This is a genomic window from Nonomuraea recticatena (genome assembly GCF_039533245.1).
In the GTDB taxonomy this organism is placed as follows: Bacteria; Actinomycetota; Actinomycetes; order Streptosporangiales; family Streptosporangiaceae; genus Nonomuraea; species Nonomuraea roseola.
This window is the reverse complement of sequence record NZ_BAAATE010000003.1, coordinates 21,257-39,212: the sequence shown is the minus strand read 5'-3', so window position 1 is coordinate 39,212 and position 17,956 is coordinate 21,257. Positions and strand designations below refer to the sequence as shown.

Genomic DNA, 17,956 nt, shown 5'->3' with positions numbered 1-17,956 from the left:
CCTAGTGAAGATCGCGAAGATCACGGCCGCCACGGCGACCACCGCCGCTCTGGCCCTGGGTCTGGCCGCCTGTGGCTCGAGTGAGCCCACGAAGACCGCCGAGCCTGCCGCCTCCGGCTCGGCCGCCGCTTCCGAGGCAGGCCCCAAGTACGCCGGCAAGACCCTCACCGTGTGGCGCCTCGGCGACAGCAACCCCGCCGCCGCCAAGTACATGGAAGAGCTGAACGCCGAGTTCAAGAAGCAGACCGGCGCTGACGTCAAGCTGGAGTGGATCCCCTGGCCGCAGGTGAACGACAAGTTCGCCGCCGCCGCGACCGGCACGGGCCCCGACGTCACCGAGATCGGCAACGACCAGGTGCCGCTGTGGCAGAGCCAGGACGCGCTCGCGCCGATCACCGACATCGCGCACGCGGGCGACCAGGCCGCGATCCCGAAGAACCTGTTCGGCCTCGAGACCATTGACAACGAGGTGTACGGCCTGCCCTGGGGCGCCGGTGCGCGCGCGGTCCTCTACCGCGCCGACTGGTTCAAGGAGCTCAAGATCGAGGTCCCGAAGACCTGGGACGAGCTCGTCGCCGCGGCCAAGAAGATCCAGGCCAAGAAGGGCGCCGACGTCGACGGCTTCGCCTTCAACGGCGGTTCCGACGCCAACCACCTGCTCGGCGCCTTCGCATGGGCCGAGGGCGGCGAGTACGCCGTCAAGGAGGGCGACAAGTGGGTCGGCAAGGTGAGCGACCCCACCTTCGTCAAGGGCTTCGAGACCTACACCAGCCTGGTCACCGAAGGCCTGTCAGGCAAGTCGCGCCTGACCCAGAACACGGTCGACATCCGCAAGCGCTTCGCCAACAACAAGGTCGGCATGTACCTCACCGCGGGCTGGGACCTGCCCGGCATCGAGGTCGACTCCAAGGGCAAGCTGAAGGGCGACAAGCTCGCCTTCTTCCCGCTTCCCGCCAAGGCCGGCGGCGAGGCCCCGTCCTTCTTCGGCGGTAACGACATCGCGCTCTGGGGCAGCACCCAGCAGGCCGACCTGGGCAAGGAGTACCTGAAGCTGGCCACCAGCAAGACCTGGGCCGACAGGTACGCCAAGGAAGGCGGCCTGCTGCCCATCTACCCCGACACGCTGGCCGCGCTCGCCGAGGACCCGGTGCAGGGCCCCTTCGCCCGCGCCTTCGCCAAGGCCAAGGCGTTCCCCGCCGACCCGAACTGGACCGAGGCCAACGAGACCAAGGCCGTGCTCCAGAACGCGGCAAGGGCGGTCATCGAGGGCAAGAAGGACACAGCCACGGCTCTCGCTGACGCCAACAAGGAAATCGAAGAGATCCTGAACCAGTAGTCATGGCGAACACGACCACGGTCGCCCGGGGCGGGGGCTCCTCCGCCCCGGGGCGCCGCCGAAAGCGGCCGGGCGGGCCCCCGAGGGCCAGCGGGCTTCCCAACTGGGCCATCCCGTACGTCCTGCTCGTGCCCGGCCTGCTGGTGATCGCCGGGCTCCTGCTGTACCCGATGGTGCAGCTGGTCATCATCTCCTTCCAGAAGTTCGGCATCGCCCAGATCCGCGGCAAGGCCGCCGAGTGGGTCGGATGGGCCAACTTCGAGAAGGTCCTCGCCACCGAGATCTTCTGGACCTCGCTGCGCAACACCGTGGTGTTCGCCTCGATCGCCGTCACCCTCACCCTGGTGGTCGGCACCGCGGTCGGCGTCCTGCTGCACAAGCTGGGCAAGAAGATGTCGCTGTTCGTGGTCATCGGCTGCATGTTCGCCTGGGCCATCCCGCCGGTCGCCCAGGCCGCCATCTGGCGGTCGTTGTTCGACGCCGACTCCGGCATCATCAACTGGGCGCTGAACCTGCTGCCCGACTGGCTGTCACAGGCGCTCTTCGGGCGGGCCGACTGGACCGGCGAACCGTGGCTGAACGACGCGTTCACCGTCTACGTCGTCCTGGTCTTCTGCGTGGTGTGGGCGGGCTTCCCGTTCATCGCGGTGTCCGTGCTCGCCGGGCTCAAGGGCATTCCCAACGAGCTCTACGAGGCCGCCAGGGTCGACGGATCGGGCGCCTGGCGCACCTTCAGGAAGATCACGCTGCCGCTGCTGAAGCCCGTCTTCGCCGTGCTGACCGTCCTGTCCATCATCTGGGACTTCAAGGTCTACACGCAGCTGCACATCCTCCTGAACGGCCCGACCAACCGCGAGGCGTTCAACCTGTCGATGTACGCCGTGGCCGAGGCCTTCAAGCCGCCGCCCAAGATGGGCACGGGCGCGGCCATCTCCATCGTGCTGACGATCATCCTGCTGATCATCACGGTGTTCTACGTCAGGCAGATCGTGAAGCAGGAGGAGATGTGAGTCCGGCACAGCGCAAGAGGCTCGGCAGGATCCTGCTGAACACCGCCGGAGTCCTCGTCTTCCTCTACGCGATCTTCCCGGTGTACTGGATGGTCTCGACCGGGTTCAAGACCAACGACCAGATCTTCACCACCGAGTTCATCCCGTTCCCGACCAGCTTCACCCTCGAGCACTTCTCGCGGGTGCTGACCGAGGGCGTGGCCAACAACTCGATCTGGCTCTACCTGCGCAACAGCGCGATCGTGGCGCTCGGCACGGTGCTGATCGGCTCGCTGTTCGCGCTGCTGTCGGCGACGGCCATCGCCAGGTTCAGGTTCAAGGGCCGTGGGAGCTTCCTCATCACCCTGCTGGTGGTGCAGATGCTGCCCGCCGAGGCCATGCTCATCCCGCTCTCGGTGATGATCAGGCGCGTCGGCCTCGGCGACCAGCTGCTCGGCATCATCGTCGCCCAGGTGGCGGTGACCCTCCCCTTCGGGATCTGGATGCTGAGGACCTTCGTGGCCGCGGTGCCCAAGACGCTGGAGGAGGCGGCCTGGATCGACGGCGCCAGCCGGATGACCACCTTCTGGAAGGTGCTCTTCCCGCTCGTCGCCCCCGGTCTGGTGGCCACCAGCATCTTCTCCTTCATCACCGCATGGAACGACCTGGTCTTCGCGCTCTACCTGATGTCCAGCTCAGAGGGCTACACGATGCCGGTCGCGCTCCAGTACTTCTTCGGACAGAAGGGCGTCGACTGGGGTGCCATCATGGCCGGCTCGACGCTGATGACCATCCCGGTCGTCATCTTCTTCCTTCTGGTCCAGCGCCGCATGGTCTCCGGCCTGGTGGCCGGCGCCGTGAAGGGCTGACCGACCCACAGGTGCTCGTACGGCCGCCGCACCATCCGCGCGGCGGCCGTACCCGGCCCTGCCCACCTGCAGGGAGGTACGGCCCGCGTCCCGGACCGCGGGCTCGCGGGCCGTACCGGCTCCCTGCCACAGACCACCGTCCATTCGCACCCACTCCCCGCAAGAGCCCCATCAAGGGAGACGGGAGGGGTCGACCGCCAAAAGGGGAGTTCCAAGATGAGCCAGAGTGATCGGGGGCTGCGCCGTCTCGCGGCCGGCACGCTGCTCGTCGCCTTCCAGGGCACCACGGCCCCGGACTGGGTCCTGCGCGAGCTGGAGGCCGGCCTCGGCGGCGTCACGCTCTTCGGGTTCAACGTCGCCGACCCCGCCCAGCTGAGCGCTCTCACCACCGCGCTGAAGGCCGCGGGAGAGCCCGTCATCTCGCTGGACGAGGAGGGCGGCGACGTCACCCGCCTCGCCTACCACATCGGCAGCCCCTACCCGGGCAACGCCGCCCTCGGCGCCGTGGACGACGTCGAGCTGACCCACCGCGTCTACCGGGCGATCGGCTCCGAGCTGGCCGCCTGCGGCGTGAACCTCGACATGGCGCCCGACGCCGACGTCAACACCGCCGACGACAACCCGGTGATCGGCACCCGTTCGTTCGGCAACGACGCCGCCCTCGTCGCCAGGCACACCGTCGCCGCCCTCCAGGGCCTGCAGTCGGTGAACGTCGCCGCCTGCGTCAAGCACTTCCCCGGCCACGGCGCCACCCGTGTGGACTCCCACCTGGCGGTGCCGGTGGTCGACGTGCCGCTCGACGTGCTGCGCGAGCGCGAGCTGGTGCCGTTCCATGCCGCGATCAAGGCGGGCGCCAAGTCCGTCATGACCGCGCACGTCGCGGTTCCCGTGATCACCGGCGACCAGCCCGCCACCCTCTCGGCCGCCGCGCTGACCGAGCTCCTCAGAGGTGAGCTCGGATACGACGGCGTGGTCGTCACCGACGCGCTCGACATGCACGCGATCACCAAGAGCGTCGGTCTCGCCGGCGGCGCCGTGCGCACGCTGGCCGCGGGCTCCGACCTGCTGTGCCTGGGCCCGCTGCCGACCTACGACGACGTCAGGCAGATCATCGCGGAGATCGTCGCCGCCGTGGGCGAAGGACGGCTGCCGCTGTCCCGGCTGGAGGAGGCCGCCGCCAGGGTCGCCGACCTGCGTGCCTGGTTCGGCTCCGGCACGGCGGGCGCCGCCGAGGCGAGCGTCGTCGGCCTGGACGCGGCCCGCAGGGCGGTCACCGTCACGGGCGCCACCGCCGCGCTGCTGAACCCGCTGGTGATCGAGATCGACACCCCGCCCACGATCGCCGTCGGCGACGTCCCTTGGGGGCTGGCCCTGCCCTCGGCCGAGACCGTGCGCGTCAAGCCGTCGGACGCCGACGCCGAGGCGCTGCTCGAGCGCGCCGCCGGACGGTCGCTGGTGGTGGTCGTCAAGGACGCCCACCGCTACGAGGAGAGCAGGACGCTGGTCTCGCGCCTGGTCGCGGCGAGAGCCGACACCACGGTGATCGAGATGGGGCTGCCGATCTGGCGTCCCGAGAGCGCCGCCTACATCGCGACGTACGGCGCCGCCCGCGCCAACGCCCAGGCCGCCGTCGAACTCCTGACCGCCTGACCTGCCCCGGCTCCCCCGGTCTCGGGGATGACCCCGGGAGTCCACGATCTCCGGATTCTCGGAGGCCGGATTCTCGGGGTCTCCGGGGTCAGGAGGCGAAGATCTCCTCGCGGGCCTGGTCGAGGGCGGCGAGAACCGCGCCGCGCAGCACCGGGTTGTCCTCCACCGCGGTGGTGACCACCTCGGGCCTGATCGGGCAGATCCTGACCACGGCCTCCTCCACGCGGGACGTGAGCGCCGCTCCCCCGGCCTTCCCCACGTCACCGGCCAGGACGACGAGCCCGGGGTCGAGCACCACGCACACCGACGCCACCCCCAGCGCGAGCCGGTGCGCGATCTCGTCGAGCAGCGGCTCGCCCCTCGCACCGTCGGCGACGGCCTGGGCGACGCCGTCGTAGCCATACCCCCTGGCGAGCTCGGCCACCGCCTCGGCGCTGACCAGCGACTGCAGACCGCCCGCCAGCGACGGCAGCCGCCCTGGCACCGCCCTGATGTCCTCGGCCAGCGGCACCCCGGGAACCGGCAGGTAGCCGATCTCGCCCGCGCTGCCCGACCGCCCCCTGTGCAGCTTGCCGCCGAGCATCACCGCGAGACCGAGCCCTCGCCCCGCCCACAGCAGCACGAAGTCGTCGACGCCCTTGGCGGCGCCCGCGGCGCGCTCTGCCAGGGCGGCCAGGTTGACGTCGTTCTCGATCGTGACCTCGCGCTTGAGGTCTCCCGCCAGCGCCTCGTGGATGCCTTCGTGCCAGCCCGGCAGGTCGAAGGAGAAGCGCACGTCGCCGCTGCGGGGGTCGACCACGCCAGGCGTGCCGATCACCACGCCGCGCAGCTTGGCCAGGCTCACCTTGCCGCTGCGACAGGCCTTGACGACCGCGCTGTGCACCACGGAGACGGGGTCGTCGTGGCCGTTGGGCGCGACGGTCACCTCGGCGATCGTGCGGCCGTGGATGTCGGCGATCGCGGTCGAGACCAGCTCGGGACCGACGTCGAGCCCCGCGACGTAGGCGCTGGAGGGCACCACCGAGTAGAGCGCGGCGTTGGGGCCCCTTCCACCGGCCTGCTCGCCGACCACCTCGACCAGCCCGCGCTCCTCCAGCCTGGCGAGCGTCTGGGAGGCGGTCACCTTGGACAGGCCCGTCAGATCACCGATCTGCCCGCGCGTCATCGGCCCGGTGTCGAGCAGCAACTCCAGCGCGGCCCGGTCGTTGATCTCCCTCAGCAACCTGGGCACACCAGGACGTCGCTCCACGGGCAAAGCTTAGCCCTCTTGCCTGATGACCCGCAGGACGTGAGGATGGCTCATGCTCCTGCTCGCCTTAGGCCTGGCGCTGCTGATCGACGTGCTGCGCGTCTTCCTTCCCTCCCTGATCACGCTCTTCGGCCGCGCGGGCGAGACCCCCGCCGAACTCATGGGTCTCTACGCCGCCCTGTGGTTCGTGCTGCCCTGCCTCGCGCCCCTCCTGCGCCCCCGCTGGTCGCTGCTGGGCGGCGCGGCCGTCCTCGTCGCCGCCCGACTCGGCCTGCAGGCCTTCGACGGCGGCACGCCCCAGCTCGCGCTCGCCTCGGTGGGTGTCAGCGCCGCCCTCTTCTTCCTGTACGGCTGCAGCCGTACCCTCCCCCGCGCGGCCGTCCCGACGGGCATCGCGGCAGGTCTGGCGTTCGCCGTCGCGGTCCACCTGCTGCTCGACGGCGTGGACCTCGTCTGGCGCGACGGTCCCCTCTCCTGGCTCGCCACCCTGACCCTGAGCGCCGCCTTCGCGGCCCTTCTCCACCCTCCCGCCTTCGCGGCGCTCTTCCGCTCTCCCCCCTTGGCGGCACTCCTCCGCTTCCCCGCCTTCCGCGGCCCGCTGGCCCCTTCAACCGGCGCTCGGGCGCAGAGCCCGTCTGACGCGGGCGGACAGGCGGCGTCCGGCGGTCACGCCCCCGGTCGCGAGCCCTCGCCGTTCTCGCAGGTCGCCCCAGGCTCGGGGGAGCTCGCCCCGGGAGCCGCGTGGTTCCTGCTCGGCCCCTCGCTGCTGCTCGTCGGCATGAGCGCGGGCCTGTCGACGGCCGCATGGCACGGCCTGCCCCTGGGCGAGGCTGCGCTGGGGCTCGGGTCGTTCGGGCTGAGCGTGGCGCTCATGGTGTGGCTCGCGGCCCGTCCCGTGTCCTCGAAGCGAGCCGCCCTGCTCCTGGCCGCCCTCCTCGTCGCGGGCACGGTCCTCATGCTCGCCACCGGACACGGCCAACTCGTTCCCCTGAGTGTCGGCGGCCTGCTGGCCGTGACCGCCCGGCCAGGCCCGCCCGCCGTACGGCCGGGGGCGGGGGTGCTGGGCGGCGGGCTGGTGTTCCTGGTCGGCGTGTTCGGCTACTACGCGGCCTACGACCTGGACCTCGGTTTCCCCAACGGCCTCGTCGCCACCGCCGTGGCCGTCGCCGCGGCCCTCGTAGGCGTCACCTCCGCCCTGCGCACCACGGAGCCCCTCGCCCGCAGGGCGGCCGCACAGTTCTCCGGTCTGTGGCGGCTCGCCGGTCTGTGGCGGCCGGTGGTCGCGGCCGTGGTGCTCACCGGGCTCTCGTTGGCGGCCGGGTGGCGGAGCGCGCCCGCCGTCCAGCCCAAGGAGGGTTCGTCGTTCACGCTCCTCGCCTACAACATCAGGATGGGCTTCGGCCTCGACGGCAGGCTCTCGCTGGACGACATCACCGCGTGGGCCGCGGCCAAGCGCCCCGATGTGGTACTGCTCAGCGAGGTCGACAGGGGCTGGCTGCTCAACGGCGGCCACGACGACCTCGACAGGATCGCGCGCGGCCTGGGCCTGCGGACCTACTTCGCGCCGGCCGCCGACCAGGTGTGGGGCGACGCGCTGCTGACGAACCTGCCGGTCAGGCAGGTCGTCTCGCACCCGCTGGGCAAGCACGGCTACCCGACGGGCGCCCAGGCCCAGACGGCGGTGATCGAGGTCGGCGGAAACGAGGTGGGCATCGTCAACACCCACCTGCAGTCTCCTCCAGGGCAGGCCCCCGAGGTCGCCGCGCTCGTGCGCGACCTGTCCGCGGGCGGACGGCGTCCTGTGGTGCTGGCGGGCGATCTCAACACCCGTCCAGGGGATCCGGAGATGCGGGTGCTGGAGTCGGCAGGGCTGTCGGACCCGCTGATCGCGCTCGGAAATCCCGCCACCTCGCCCGCCGACGCTCCGGTGGAGCGCATCGATCATGTGCTGGTCACCGGCGGGGTGCGGGTGGAATCGGCGGACGTGCCGCGCCTGCCGTACTCGGATCATCTGCCCGTGATGGCCGCCCTGCGCATAACCAGTGTTGACCAGGAGGGATAATCGACAACATGCGCCTTTCCGCTCGTGTCGACTACGCCCTCCGTGCCGCCGCTGAACTCGCCGCAGCAGGCGCCGGCCCGACCACCGTGGGCGAGCTGGCGAAAGAGCAGGACATGCCGCCCAAGTACCTGGAGAACATCCTGCTCCAGATGCGCCGCGCGGGGCTCGTACGCGGGCAGCGAGGGCCTGAGGGCGGCTACGTGCTCGCGCGTCCCGCCGCGGAGATCTCGCTGGCCGACGTGATCCGCGCGGTCGACGGCCCGCTGGCCAACGTCAGGGGCGAGCGTCCCGAGCACGTGGGCTACCGGGGGCCCGCCGAGTCGCTGCAGCAGGTCTGGATCGCCCTGCGCGCCACCGAGCGGGCCATCCTGGAGGAGGTCACGCTCGATCAGGTCGCCACCGGCGCGCTGCCCGAGCGGGTCCGCTCGCTCGCCGCCGACCCGGCCGCCTGGGACTGACGGCTCGCCCACCAGAACGACAGCAACGCCACGAGCTCCGCGACGGCGGCGCCGACTGGCAGCGCGCCGGGGCCGTACCCCTCGATCAGCAGGCCGCCCAGGGCGCCGCCCGCCGACACCCCCACGTACACGGCGCTGCTGTTGAGCGCGAGCGCCTGCGGTCCCGCCTCTCCCGCCAGCGCCAGCAGGCGCGACTGCGCGGGCGGCGGGATCCACCACGAGGCGACGGCCCACACCAGCAGCAGCGGCAGCAGCCCGAGCAGCGGCAGCGGGCGCAGCAGCCAGCAGGCGACGAACGCGGCCATCACGACGGTGAACGCCGTGACCCCGGCGAGGAGCGCCCTGTCGGCGCCCCACCTGTCGGCGGCCCTGCCGCCGAGCTGCCCACCGGCGAGTCCCGCCACGCCCGCGACCGCGAACACCGCGCCGAGCTCGGCGGGGCCGGTGCCCGCCAGGTCGCGGAGGAAGGGCGCGAGGTAGGTCATGACCATCATGCTGCCGAGGACGATGGCCGTCACGCCGAACAGCCCCGCGAGCACGGGCGCCCTACCGAGCGGCGCGAGGCGGGCCCTGATCGGCATGGCGGGCTGAGCGGGCGCGTCGGGCAGCGTCGCCATCACCGCCACCAGCGAGATCAGGCCCATCAGCGCGCCGAGTGCGAAAGTTGCCTGCCAGCCGTACGCGCCGCCGACCCAGGTCCCGATCGGCACGCCGAGCACGAGTGAACCGGTGAGTCCGCCCATCACCAGCGCCAGATAGCGGCCCTGCCTGCCCTCGGGGGCCAGGGAGGTGGCGATCGCGTACGCCGCGGGCACGACGGCGGCCGCCGCCAGCGCCGCCAGGACCCTGAGCCCCATCAGGGCGGCGTACGACGTGGCGAGGGCGGCCGCGCCGTTGGCCCCCGTGAACACCAGCAGCGCCCAGAACATCAGCCTCCTGCGCGGCCAGGTGGCGGTCACGACCGAGGCGACGGGCGCGGCCAGCGCGAAGGCCAGGGAGAAGGCGGTGACCAGCTGACCGGCCGCCGCCTCGCTCACCCTGAGGGCGGCGGCGATCTCAGGCAGCACCCCGGCCACCACGTAGTCGTCGGTGGCGAAGGTGAACGTGGTGAAAACCAACGCCGCCGGCCAGGCGCGGCCCATGATGCCTCCATAAGGGTAACGAGCGTTTCCTTATAAGGTAACACTCGTCACCCTCATACTGCTCCGCGAACGAGAGACCCTGCCGAAGTCCCGCTCCCTGGGGGCTCGCCTCCCGGGGTCCGGCCTTCCTGGAGGAGCGGCCTTCCTGGAGGAGCGGCCTTCCTGGAGGAGCGGCCTTCCTGGAGGAGCGGATTTCACAAGCGCGTTCCCGAAGGCACGGTTCTCTCGGGGATGTGCACTTCCCAGGGGCGCGCGTTTCCCAGGGGCGCGAGAGACTGGAAGTTCACAACGCCCGAGGGGGCGTGCGGTGAAGGGGGAGGGTGTGGCGAGGACGGCGGATCCACGGCGGCGGGCCGAGTTGCTCGACTCCATCGTCGACTACCTGGCCGACCACGGCCTGTCGACGCTGTCCATGCGTCCGCTGGCCGAGCACCTGGGCAAGAGCACCAGGGTTCTCACCCACCACTTCGCCGACAAGGACGAACTCCTGTCGGCGACCATGGAGCGCCTCGACGCCCGCCACCGCGCCTGGCTGCGCGAGCTCCCAGGATGGCAGGGCGACGACAGCGTCGGCACGATCGTCAGGCGCACATGGGACTGGCAGCTCCGGGAGGACAACCTTCCCGTCGCCAGGCTCATCCGCGAGATCGAGGGACTGGCGGCGGGGGGCCGTCTCGCGGGACACGTGCCAGGACTGCTGGCCGACCGGTCGGCGTTCGTGGCCGAGCTGCTGTGCGAGCGCGGTGTCTCCTCGGCCGACGCGCTGCGCATCTCCACGCTGGTCAACGCCGCCTACGCGGGGCTGATGAACGACTTCCTCACGACCGGGGACCGTCCGAGGGTGGAGGCAGCCCTCGACGAGCTCACCGCGCTCGTGGACACGTGGGTGAGCGCGCATGCCCGAGGGTGACGCCGTCTACAGGACCGCGCGACGGCTGCGGGAGGCGCTCGACGGCCGCGCGCTGACCAGGTCCGATTTCCGGGTGCCGCGCCACGCCACCGTCGACCTGACCGGCCGTACGGTCCTGGAGACCACCTCGTACGGCAAGCACCTGCTCACCAGGGTCGAGGGCGGCCTGACGATCCACACGCACCTGCGCATGGACGGCCGCTGGGTGGTCATGCCGGAGGGCCGCCGCATGCCGGGCGGTGACCTGGTCAGGCTCGTGCTGGCCAACGCCGAGTGGCAGGCCGTGGGCGTCAGGCTGGGCATGGTGGATCTGCTCAGCACCGAGAGGGAGGACACGGTGATCGGCCACCTCGGCCCCGATCTGCTCGGCCCTGGCTGGGATCAGGTGGAGGCGGTACGGCGGCTGCGGGAGCATCAGGACACGACGATCGGGGAGGCGCTGCTCGACCAGCGCAATCTCGCAGGGATAGGCACGATCTACCGCGCCGAGACACTGTTTCTCAGGGGAGTGTCGCCCTGGCGTCCCGTCGGGGGCATCGATGACCTCGACGGCCTGGTCTCGCTGGCGCGGCGGCTGCTGGAGGCCAACAAGCACCACGCGAGCACGGTCACCACGGGTGATCGCCGCCGTGGCTACGAGACGTGGGTTTATGGCAGGGCGGGCAGACCCTGCCGCCGATGCGGATCTCGCATCAGGCGAGGAGAAATGGGGTCACGACCGCAGGAACGCCTCATCCTGTGGTGTGACCACTGCCAGCGGGACTGAGCCCCACCGGCGGTCAGGCCGCGACCATGTCCTTGACTTCGGGGAAGACCGAGTCGGAGATCGACCCTGGCACTGTCTCCGACAGCGGCAGGCGCTCGCGCTCGGGAACGTCCGCGAGCACAGGAGCGGCCTGGAGCTCCGCCAGCGCGAACTGGTCGGAAACCTCACGCAACACCTGCGACAGGGGGACACCCAAAGCACCACAGATCGAGGCAAGCAACTCGGAGGATGCCTCCTTCTGACCACGCTCCACCTCGGACAGGTAGCCCAAAGACACGCGCGCCAGCGTCGACACCTCGCGAAGGGTGCGTCCCTGCCGCACCCGCAGCCGCCTCAGAACGTCTCCAAGAAGCTGACGCAGCAGAATCATCTGTCGCTCCCTCCCCGGCGCGGTGGTCTTCACCGTGCCATGCGCGATCGGATCGTGCCGCCCGTTTTTCTTCTTCGCTTCGTACATACTCCTCGCCGTCATCATCGGGCGCCTGCGCGGATCGTTGGGCCCGCCAGCCTGGCTCGCGGGGCTTGCAGATGGCTCACGGACCTCACTCACAGCTCCACCGTACCCGTATCCACCGACACCGCGTCAGACCGTGGTTCGCATGTTCGCTCGGGACGTAACACGGTAATCACCCGGAATGTTCCCCCATGTTCGCCTTCAGCACACCTGCGAGGAGATCTACAGCCTCGTCCACGGTCCTCTCCCTGATGCGTCCTCGCGACCCTCCGCGAGCCAGTTCACGGTGCCAGATCTGGCCCTCAGGGCCGCTCAGCGCCACGTGAACGGTGCCGACCGGCTTCCCGTCCTGCGGGTCGGGCCCTGCCACCCCGGTGACCGCCAGGCCGTACGTGGCGCCGCAGAGCCTGGCCACCCCCCGCGCCATCGCCGCGGCCACCTCGGGGTGCACCGCCCCTTCCCTCTCGAGCAGCTCTCCCGGTACGGCCAGCAGCTCGCGCTTCAGATCGGTGGCGTAGGAGATGACGCCCCCTCTGAAGGCCGCGGAGGCGCCGCCCATCGCGGTGAAGGTCGCCCCGAGCAGACCGCCGGTGAGCGACTCGGCCACCGCGAGCGTCGCGCCCTGGCCGATCAGGAGACGGATCACGCCTTCAGCGCCGAGCACGTCGGTTCTCATCGGCTCACTCCGCTCTGGCCCGCTTGGCCACCTGCCTCAGCCTGATCGCGCGGACGACGTAGTCGGCTCCCGTGACGACCGTCACGACCAGCGCGGCCCCCATGACCACCCAGCGCAGCACGTCCGGCACCCCGGGCAGCAGATAGAGCACGATCGCGGCGATCTGCAGGGCGGTCTTGACCTTGCCGCCGTAGCTGGCCGGTATGACCCCGTGTCTGATCACCACGAACCGCAGCGCCGTGATGCCGAGCTCGCGGGCGAGGATCACGAGCGTGACCCACCAGGGCAGCTCCTGGAGTACCGACAGGCTCACCAGCGCCGCGCCGGTGAGCGCCTTGTCGGCGATCGGGTCGGCGATCTTCCCGAAATCGGTGATCAGGTGGTAACGCCTGGCCAGCTCGCCGTCCAGATGGTCAGTGAGCGAAGCCACGCCGAACACGACAAGGGCGGCCACCCGCCACGCGTCGCCCGGCAGGAACAGGCAGATCACGAAGAAGGGGACGAGCGCCAACCGTAGGACCGTGAGGACGTTGGCGATGTTCCACGGACTTACCACGCGGCGCTCGTCAGGGGTCATGGACCGGCCTTGATCCGGGCGATCAGATCGACCCCCTCGGCGTCCATCACGACCGCCCTGACGATCTGGCCGGGAACCAGACCGATGCCCTGCACGGTGACGGAGCCGTCGACCTCGGGGCCCTGGTGGGCGGCCCTGCCCTCGTAGCCGCCGTCGCCGAGGTCCTCGTCGATCAGCACGTCGACCTCGGTGCCGATGCGCTCCTCCGCACGCTGGGAGGTCAGCTCCTCGGCCAGCTCGGTCAGGATGCGCACCCGCTCGTCGACGACTTCCTGCGCCACCTTCGACTCGAAGGTCGCCGCCTCGGTGCCGTCCTCGTCGGAGTAGCCGAAGACGCCGATGACGTCGAGCCTGGCCTCCTCGAGGAAGCCGACCAGCTCGCCGAACTCCTCGTCGGTCTCGCCGGGGAAGCCCACGATGAAGTTGGAGCGCACGCCCGCCTCTGGAGCCTTGGCCCTGATCTGCTCCAGCAGGCCGAGGAAGCGCTCGGGGTCGCCGAAGCGCCGCATCCTGCGCAGCACGGTGCCGCTGGCGTGCTGGAAGGACAGGTCGAAGTAGGGCGCGATGCCCTCGCTGGCGGCGATGACGTCGAGCAGCCCGGGGCGCAGCTCGGCGGGCTGCAGGTAGCTGGCGCGCACCCGCTCGATGCCCTCGACGGCGGCCAGCTGCGGCAGCAGCTTCTCCAGGGCGCGCAGGTCGCCCAGGTCCTTGCCGTAGGAGGTGGAGTTCTCGCTCACGAGGACCAGCTCCCTGACCCCGCGGTGGGCCAGCCAGTCGGCCTCGGCGAGCAGCTCCTCGGGCGCACGCGAGACGTAGGCGCCGCGGAAGGCGGGGATGGCGCAGAACGAGCAGCGGCGGTCGCAGCCCGAGGCCAGCTTCAGCGAGGCCACAGGGCTCTCGTCGAGCCGCTTGCGCAGCACGCGAGGACCGCTGGCCGGCGCCAGGCCCGCCGGCAGGTCGCCATGGCCCGGGATGTTGGTCTTGGCGGCTGAGGCGCGCTCGACGGGCGAGATGGGCAGCAGCGTGCGGCGGTCGCGCGGCGTGTGCGGCTTGAGCGCCTTGCCGGCGAGCACGTCGTCGAGGCGCTCGCCGATCTCGGTGTAGTCGTCGAAGGAGATGACCGCGCTGGCCTCGGGCAACGCCTCGGCCAGCTCGTTGCCATAGCGCTCGGCCATGCAGCCCGCGGCGACCACCTTGGCGCCCGAGTCCGCCGCGGCCAGCAGCGTGTCGATGGAGTCCTTCTTCGCCGAGTCGATGAAGCCGCAGGTGTTGACGACGACGACGTCTGGGTCGTCGTCACCCAGCTGCCAACCGGCAGCGTCAAGTCGCGCGGCGAGCTCCTCGGAGTCGACCTCGTTGCGCGCGCAGCCCAGAGTGATCAGCGATACGGTTCGGCGGGATGACATGGTGGACACTACGGTATCGGCACTTGGCCACTACCGTCGCACCTCCCCCGCACTAGTCACCTCGGACGAGGCGTCGCCGGACCGTAGGAGCGCCTGACCAACTCGCCGCTGGCTCCCGGTGTGCCCAGGTTCCTTCCGTTGACCTGCAGCGAGACCGCCCCCGCGTCACGCAGCACCAGATTGAGCCCCGCCTTGGCCGTCCAGGTGTCGCTGCTGCCCGCCCTCAGCGTGCCGGCGAAGAGGCGCTTGCCCTCCGAGTCGCGCACGTTGATGTAGGACGAGCGGTTCGCCTTCACCTTCACCACGACGAGGTCGCTGTCGTTCTGCGTCGACTGCGCCGCCGTACGGCGCGCCGGAGCAGGCCGGATGGGCGCGTTCGGCGGCACGGTAGGCCCCGAGGAGGACACGGGTGTGATCTCGGCCGTGGGGATCTGCCCCGTGCCGCCCATGACCTTGACGACCCCGAAGACGACCACGATGGCCAGCGCGACGCCCAGCGCCATGGTCCAGTTGGGCGAGCCGCGCTCGCGCAGCTTGACGCCCTTGCTGCTCTGGAAGACGGTCGCGGCCTTCACCGGCCTCGGCAGCCCGCCGTGCTGTTCGTTGTAGAGATGGACCATGGCCTCGGGATCGAGCCCGACCGCCTTGGAGATGGCCTTGATGTGGCCCCTGATGTAGAAATCGCCCCCGCACAGTGAGAAGTCGTCCCGCTCGATGGCGTACAGCAGCGCCTCACGAATCTTCGTGACGCCGCTCAGCTGCGCGACAGTCAGCCCTGCCGCGTGCCTGGCCTCGGCCAGCACCGTTCCGATGGTCTGTTCGTTCACGACGAACGCCTCCCCGCCCCCGACGTTGCGTAGTTACCCATATTCAATCAGTAACCGGGGGCAAGGGTGCGCAGGGGTCACTCCCCGCGCAAGTCGGCCAGCAGTCCGGGCAGATCGTCGGGCTTCAGCAGCACCTCGCGAGCCTTGGATCCCTCGCTCGGCCCGACCACGCCACGCGACTCCAGCAGGTCCATCAGCCTGCCCGCCTTGGCGAAGCCGACCCTGAGCTTGCGCTGCAGCATCGAGGTGGAGCCGAACTGGGTGGTGACGATCAGCTCGGCGGCCTGGATGAGCACGTCGAGGTCGTCGCCGATCTCCTCGTCGATCTCCTTCTTGACCGCGACCGCCGCCACGTCGTCGCGGTACTCGGCCTGCATCTGCTGCTTGCAGTGCGCGACGATCCCGGCGATCTCCTTCTCGGAGACGAAGGCGTTCTGCAGGCGGATCGGCTTGCTGGCGCCCATCGGCAGGAACAGCGCGTCGCCCTGGCCGATCAGCTTGTCGGCGCCTGGCTGGTCGAGGATGACCCGTGAGTCGGTGAGGCTGGAGACGGCGAAGGCCAGGCGGGAGGGGACGTTGGCCTTGATCAGACCGGTGACCACGTCCACCGAGGGCCGCTGGGTGGCGATCACCAGGTGGATGCCGGCCGCGCGGGCCAGCTGGGTGATGCGGACGATGGAGTCCTCCACGTCGCGGGGGGCGACCATCATGAGGTCGGACAGCTCGTCGACGATCACCAGCAGGTAGGGGTAGGGCTGGTAGACCCGCTCGCTGCCGGGCGGCGGCACCAGCTTGCCCGCGCGCACCGCCTTGTTGAACTCGTCCACGTGCCTGAAGCCGCTGGCGGCCAGGTCGTCGTAGCGGCGGTCCATCTCCCCCACCACCCACTCGAGGGCCTCGGCGGCCTTCTTCGGGTTGGTGATGATCGGGGTGATCAGGTGGGGGATGCCCTCGTAGACCGACAGCTCCACGCGCTTGGGGTCGACCAGCACCATGCGCACCTCGTCGGGCGTGGCGCGCAGCAGGATCGAGGTGATCAGGCCGTTGACGCAGACGGACTTGCCCGCGCCCGTCGCGCCCGCGATGAGCAGGTGCGGCATCTTGGCCAGGTTCGCCACGATGGTGCGGCCCTCGACGTCCTTGCCGAGCCCGACGATCATCGGGTGGTGGTCGGCCTGCGCGACCTGCGAGCGCAGCACGTCGCCGAGCGCCACCAGGTCCTTGTCCGCGTTCGGGATCTCGACCCCGATCGCCGACTTGCCGGGGATCGGGGAGAGGATGCGCACGTCGGCCGACTTGACCGCGTAGGCGATGTTCTTGGTGAGCGCGGTGACCTTCTCCACCTTCACCGCGGGGCCGAGCTCGATCTCGTAGCGCGTGACGGTCGGCCCTCTGGTGAAGCCGATCACCTGCGCGTCGATGGTGAACTGCTCCAGCACGCTGGTCAGCGCGTTGACCACCGTCTTGTTCGCCTTGGTCTCCTGCTTGGGCGCGCTGCCGGCGCTCAGCGACTGCAGGTCGGGCAGGATGTACGGCCCCGCCTGCGGCGACAGCACCAGCTGCTCGACCTTGCGCGGCGCGGGAGTCGGCTCGGGCGCCGCGGCCACGACCGGCTTCGGCGGCTCGGGGGCCTCCTGCGGCTCGTCGTCCACCAGGCCGGGCACGATCTCGGGAGAGTGCTTGTCCTTCTCGGCGATCACCGGTGTGTCGTACGGCTTCACGCCGTCGGGCAGGTCGGGCTTCTTGCTCCTGACCCGCTTCCTGACCTGGTCGCCCTGCTTGGGCGTGCCGCTCTTCTCGAACAGCATGTGCCGCAGCTCGCCCAGCCGCTCGGGGATCCTGTGCACGGGCGTCGCGGTGATCACGAGCACGCCGAATCCCGACAGGAGCAGCAGCAGCGGGATCGTCACCCACGCGGGCAGGATGCTGGCGGGCGGGGCCGAGACGATGAAGCCGACCATGCCACCGGCGGCCGACACCTTGTCCATGCCGTCGGTGGAGTCACCCGCCGGGTACGGCACGTCGTTGACCACGTGGATGACGCCGAGCACGCCGGTCAGCAGCGCGCCCCAGCCGATCACCATGCGGCCGGTGTCGGCGTTCTGGTCGGGATGACGCAGGAAGCGCCAGGCCAGCAGGCCGAGCAGCAGCGGGATCGCCCACGCCAGCGAGCCGAACACGCCGTGCGCGACGGCGTTGACGACCTCGGAGACCGCGCCCCTGGACTGTCGCCAGGTCATGGCGGCCAGCACGATGGCGCCGGCCAGCACCGCCAGCCCCACGCCGTCGCGTCGGTGCACGGGGTCGAGTTCGCGCGCCTGGTTGCCCAGGGCTCTGGCGGCTCCTCCTATGCCGTTGGCCACCAGCATCCACAGCCCCACGATCAGCTTGCCGATCATGGTGAAGACCCAGCTGATCGGGTCCTGGTGGGTGGCGGGGGGTCTGCGGGCCGACGCCGTCGTCTTCGCCTTGGTTCTCGCGGAGGACTGGGCGGTCGTCCGCTTGGCCGGAGTCGAGCGTGACGAGGTCGACCGCTTCGCCGGCCCCTTCGATGCGCTTTTCGGCGTACGGGTGGCCATGATGCC

The 17,956-nt window shown here is 70.5% G+C and carries 16 protein-coding genes; 8 read left to right on the top strand and 8 right to left on the bottom strand.

All coding sequences use genetic code 11. The annotated features are described in order from the left end of the window. Positions 1-4: 4 nt before the first annotated feature. The 4 genes from ABFX50_RS06510 (at position 5) to ABFX50_RS06495 (ending at position 4,844) form a co-directional block, all read left to right on the top strand. Positions 5-1,336: an extracellular solute-binding protein gene (locus tag ABFX50_RS06510; protein ID WP_346144149.1), complete on the top strand. Its 1,332-nt coding sequence runs from the start codon at positions 5-7 to the stop codon at positions 1,334-1,336. 2 nt (positions 1,337-1,338) lie between these two features. Continuing rightward, the gene (locus ABFX50_RS06505) at positions 1,339-2,346 is read left to right on the top strand and encodes a carbohydrate ABC transporter permease (RefSeq protein WP_346144147.1); all 1,008 of its coding nucleotides are present in this window, start codon (positions 1,339-1,341) and stop codon (positions 2,344-2,346) included. Beyond that, positions 2,343-3,194 carry a carbohydrate ABC transporter permease gene (locus ABFX50_RS06500; protein WP_346130373.1) on the top strand — a complete coding sequence of 284 codons (852 nt, stop codon included), beginning with the start codon at positions 2,343-2,345 and terminating at the stop codon, positions 3,192-3,194. Before ABFX50_RS06505 ends, ABFX50_RS06500 begins: the two co-directional genes overlap by 4 nt. Positions 3,195-3,410: 216 nt before the next feature. Then, positions 3,411-4,844 (top strand): glycoside hydrolase family 3 protein, encoded by a 1,434-nt coding sequence (locus tag ABFX50_RS06495; RefSeq protein WP_346144145.1) that lies wholly within the window; start codon positions 3,411-3,413, stop codon positions 4,842-4,844. A gap of 88 nt (positions 4,845-4,932) precedes the next feature. Here ABFX50_RS06495 and ABFX50_RS06490 read toward each other — a convergent pair whose 3' ends face one another. Next, positions 4,933-6,093 (bottom strand): ROK family transcriptional regulator, encoded by a 1,161-nt coding sequence (locus tag ABFX50_RS06490; RefSeq protein WP_183657523.1) that lies wholly within the window; start codon positions 6,091-6,093, stop codon positions 4,933-4,935. A gap of 52 nt (positions 6,094-6,145) precedes the next feature. Between ABFX50_RS06490 and ABFX50_RS06485 the strand changes: the two genes are divergently transcribed. Next, entirely contained in the window at positions 6,146-8,155 is a 2,010-nt protein-coding gene (locus ABFX50_RS06485; protein WP_346144143.1) for an endonuclease/exonuclease/phosphatase family protein, read from the top strand. 8 nt (positions 8,156-8,163) lie between these two features. Then, positions 8,164-8,613, top strand: a complete 450-nt coding sequence (locus tag ABFX50_RS06480) for an RrF2 family transcriptional regulator (protein WP_183657517.1) — start codon at positions 8,164-8,166, stop codon at positions 8,611-8,613. On the opposite strand, the gene ABFX50_RS06475 is transcribed toward ABFX50_RS06480, so the two are convergent. Further along, positions 8,544-9,755: an MFS transporter gene (locus ABFX50_RS06475; protein WP_346144140.1), complete on the bottom strand. Its 1,212-nt coding sequence runs from the start codon at positions 9,753-9,755 to the stop codon at positions 8,544-8,546. The genes ABFX50_RS06480 and ABFX50_RS06475 overlap by 70 nt on opposite strands. A 322-nt stretch (positions 9,756-10,077) precedes the next feature. On the opposite strand from ABFX50_RS06475, the gene ABFX50_RS06470 reads away from it, so the two are divergent. Together ABFX50_RS06470 and ABFX50_RS06465 are read left to right on the top strand one after the other, a co-directional pair. Continuing rightward, positions 10,078-10,665, top strand: coding sequence for a TetR/AcrR family transcriptional regulator (locus tag ABFX50_RS06470; protein ID WP_346144138.1), 588 nt, complete (start codon positions 10,078-10,080; stop codon positions 10,663-10,665). Next, positions 10,652-11,431 carry a DNA-formamidopyrimidine glycosylase family protein gene (locus ABFX50_RS06465; RefSeq protein ID WP_346144136.1) on the top strand — a complete coding sequence of 260 codons (780 nt, stop codon included), beginning with the start codon at positions 10,652-10,654 and terminating at the stop codon, positions 11,429-11,431. The genes ABFX50_RS06470 and ABFX50_RS06465 overlap by 14 nt, the downstream gene beginning before the upstream one ends. Before the next feature lie 13 nt (positions 11,432-11,444). On the opposite strand, the gene ABFX50_RS06460 is transcribed toward ABFX50_RS06465, so the two are convergent. The 6 genes from ABFX50_RS06460 to ABFX50_RS06435 all read right to left on the bottom strand — a co-directional run bounded on the left by ABFX50_RS06460 (position 11,445) and on the right by ABFX50_RS06435 (position 17,950). Continuing rightward, entirely contained in the window at positions 11,445-11,801 is a 357-nt protein-coding gene (locus ABFX50_RS06460) for a helix-turn-helix domain-containing protein (protein ID WP_183660494.1), read from the bottom strand. A 256-nt stretch (positions 11,802-12,057) separates the two neighbouring features. Next, positions 12,058-12,561 (bottom strand): CinA family protein, encoded by a 504-nt coding sequence (locus tag ABFX50_RS06455; protein ID WP_183657508.1) that lies wholly within the window; start codon positions 12,559-12,561, stop codon positions 12,058-12,060. Positions 12,562-12,565: 4 nt separating this feature from the next. Beyond that, positions 12,566-13,138, bottom strand: a complete 573-nt coding sequence (gene pgsA / locus ABFX50_RS06450) for a CDP-diacylglycerol--glycerol-3-phosphate 3-phosphatidyltransferase (protein ID WP_346144133.1) — start codon at positions 13,136-13,138, stop codon at positions 12,566-12,568. Beyond that, the gene (rimO, locus tag ABFX50_RS06445) at positions 13,135-14,544 is read right to left on the bottom strand and encodes a 30S ribosomal protein S12 methylthiotransferase RimO (protein ID WP_183657502.1); all 1,410 of its coding nucleotides are present in this window, start codon (positions 14,542-14,544) and stop codon (positions 13,135-13,137) included. Before rimO ends, pgsA begins: the two co-directional genes overlap by 4 nt. 56 nt (positions 14,545-14,600) lie before the next feature. Beyond that, positions 14,601-15,371 (bottom strand): helix-turn-helix domain-containing protein, encoded by a 771-nt coding sequence (locus ABFX50_RS06440; RefSeq protein ID WP_346144131.1) that lies wholly within the window; start codon positions 15,369-15,371, stop codon positions 14,601-14,603. A 77-nt stretch (positions 15,372-15,448) separates the two neighbouring features. Continuing rightward, positions 15,449-17,950, bottom strand: coding sequence for an FtsK/SpoIIIE family DNA translocase (locus tag ABFX50_RS06435; protein ID WP_346144129.1), 2,502 nt, complete (start codon positions 17,948-17,950; stop codon positions 15,449-15,451). Positions 17,951-17,956 lie beyond the last annotated feature (6 nt).